The 3,195-nt window shown below is 55.2% G+C and carries 1 rRNA gene; it reads left to right on the forward strand.

From position 1 onward, the window contains the following. The first annotated feature begins 63 nt into the window (after nt 1-63). Nucleotides 64-3,189, forward strand: a 23S ribosomal RNA gene (locus J2805_RS23865). Nucleotides 3,190-3,195: the final 6 nt, after the last annotated feature.

Below are 3,195 nucleotides of genomic sequence, written 5' to 3' on the forward strand. Positions count from 1 at the left end.
CGCCTTCGGGTGTGTGGTTGGTTTTCATGGTTCTCTCGAAAATTAGCGTTTTTGATCTTTTGTGGTCAAGTTTTTAAGAGCACACGGTGGATGCCTTGGCATTAGGAGCCGAAGAAGGACGTAGGAATCTGCGATAAGCCTGGGGGAGTCGATAACCGGACTGTGATCCCAGGGTGTCCGAATGGGGAAACCCCGCCAGGGGCGCGAGCTGCCTGGTGACCCGCATCTGAACACATAGGGTGCGTGGAGGGAACGCGGGGAAGTGAAACATCTCAGTACCCGCAGGAAGAGAAAACAATAGTGATTCCGTTAGTAGTGGCGAGCGAACGCGGATCAGGCTAAACCGTTCCATGTGTGATAGCCGGCGGGCGTTGCATGGTCGGGGTTGCGGGACTTCCCGTGCTGTCTCTGCCGGGACAGCGAGGTGAGTAGTACAGGCATAGGTGAACGGTCTTGAAAGGCCGGCCAGAGAGGGTGTGAGCCCCGTAACTGAAATGTTGTGTACCGCCTGGGAAGTATCCCAAGTAGCACGGGGCCCGAGAAATCCCGTGCGAATCTGTCAGGACCACCTGATAAGCCTAAATACTCCCTAATGACCGATAGCGGACCAGTACCGTGAGGGAAAGGTGAAAAGTACCCCGGGAGGGGAGTGAAACAGTACCTGAAACCGTGTGCTTACAATCCGTCGGAGCCAGTCTGATTCTGGTGACGGCGTGCCTTTTGAAGAATGAGCCTGCGAGTTAGTGTTACGTCGCGAGGTTAACCCGTGTGGGGCAGCCGTAGCGAAAGCGAGTCTGAATAGGGCGTTGCAGTGGCGTGATCTAGACCCGAAGCGAAGTGATCTACCCATGGCCAGGTTGAAGCGACGGTAAGACGTCGTGGAGGACCGAACCCACTTCAGTTGAAAATGGAGGGGATGAGCTGTGGGTAGGGGTGAAAGGCCAATCAAACTTCGTGATAGCTGGTTCTCCCCGAAATGCATTTAGGTGCAGCGTTGCGTGTTTCTTACCGGAGGTAGAGCTACTGGATGGCTAATGGGCCCTACAAGGTTACTGACGTCAGCCAAACTCCGAATGCCGGTAAGTGAGAGCGCAGCAGTGAGACTGTGGGGGATAAGCTTCATAGTCGAGAGGGAAACAGCCCAGACCACCAACTAAGGCCCCTAAGCGTGTGCTAAGTGGGAAAGGATGTGGAGTTGCGAAGACAACCAGGAGGTTGGCTTAGAAGCAGCCATCCTTAAAAGAGTGCGTAATAGCTCACTGGTCAAGTGATTCCGCGCCGACAATGTAGCGGGGCTCAAGTACACCGCCGAAGTTGTGGCATTCACATTTTATCCAAGCCTTTGTGGTTCAGGAGTGTGGATGGGTAGGGGAGCGTCGTGTGGGCAGTGAAGTCGCGGTGTAAACCAGCGGTGGAGCCTACACGAGTGAGAATGCAGGCATGAGTAGCGAAAGACGGGTGAGAAACCCGTCCGCCGAATGATCAAGGGTTCCAGGGTCAAGCTAATCTGCCCTGGGTAAGTCGGGACCTAAGGCGAGGCCGACAGGCGTAGTCGATGGACAACGGGTTGATATTCCCGTACCGGCGAAAAACCGCCCATGCTGAACAGGGGATACTAACCGCCCGAGACCTGCCCGATCACCCTTGTGGTGTGAGGGTTTTGGTGGAGCGCGGGACCTGATCCTGGGAGGTAAGCGTATTAACAGGTGTGACGCAGGAAGGTAGCCGAGCCGGGCGATGGTTGTCCCGGTCCAAGGATGTAGGGCGAACGGTAGGCAAATCCGCCGTTCATGATGCCTGAGACCTGACGGGACCCCCGTATGGGGGGATTCGGTGATCCTATGCTGCCTAGAAAAGCATCGACGCGAGGTTTTAGCCGCCCGTACCCCAAACCGACACAGGTGATCAGGTAGAGAATACTAAGGCGATCGAGAGAATTATGGTTAAGGAACTCGGCAAAATGCCCCCGTAACTTCGGGAGAAGGGGGGCCCCAACCTTGATGGACACTTGCTGTCCGGAGGGGATCGGGGCCGCAGAGACCAGGGGGAAGCGACTGTTTACTAAAAACACAGGTCCGTGCGAAGTCGCAAGACGATGTATACGGACTGACTCCTGCCCGGTGCTGGAAGGTTAAGAGGACCGGTTAGCCGCAAGGCGAAGCTGAGAATTTAAGCCCCAGTAAACGGCGGTGGTAACTATAACCATCCTAAGGTAGCGAAATTCCTTGTCGGGTAAGTTCCGACCTGCACGAATGGAGTAACGACTTCCCCGCTGTCTCAACCATAAACTCGGCGAAATTGCAGTACGAGTAAAGATGCTCGTTACGCGCAGCAGGACGGAAAGACCCCGAGACCTTTACTATAGTTTGGTATTGGTGTTCGGAGTGGCTTGTGTAGGATAGGTGGGAGACGTTGAAGCCCGGACGCCAGTTCGGGTGGAGTCATCGTTGAAATACCACTCTGGTCACTTTGGACATCTAACTTCGGCCCGTAATCCGGGTCAGGGACAGTGCCTGATGGGTAGTTTAACTGGGGCGGTTGCCTCCTAAAAAGTAACGGAGGCGCCCAAAGGTTCCCTCAGCCTGGTTGGCAATCAGGTGTCGAGTGTAAGTGCACAAGGGAGCTTGACTGTGAGAGAGACATCTCGAGCAGGGACGAAAGTCGGGACTAGTGATCCGGCGGTACATTGTGGAATGGCCGTCGCTCAACGGATAAAAGGTACCTCGGGGATAACAGGCTGATCTTGCCCAAGAGTCCATATCGACGGCATGGTTTGGCACCTCGATGTCGGCTCGTCGCATCCTGGGGCTGGAGTAGGTCCCAAGGGTTGGGCTGTTCGCCCATTAAAGCGGTACGCGAGCTGGGTTTAGAACGTCGTGAGACAGTTCGGTCCCTATCCGCTGCGCGCGCAGGAAATTTGAGAAGGGCTGTCCTTAGTACGAGAGGACCGGGACGGACGAACCTCTGGTGTGTCAGTTGTACTGCCAAGTGCACCGCTGATTAGCTACGTTCGGATGGGATAACCGCTGAAAGCATCTAAGCGGGAAGCTCGCTTCAAGATGAGATTTCCATACACCTCGTGTGTGAGAGGCCCCCAGCCAGACCACTGGGTTGATAGGCCGGATGTGGAAGCGAGGACTAACGACTCGTGAAGCTGACCGGTACTAATAGGCCGATAACTTACACCACACACCA

The sequence above is a fragment of the Arthrobacter oryzae genome (assembly GCF_031454875.1).
GTDB lineage: Bacteria > Actinomycetota > Actinomycetes > Actinomycetales > Micrococcaceae > Arthrobacter > Arthrobacter oryzae_D.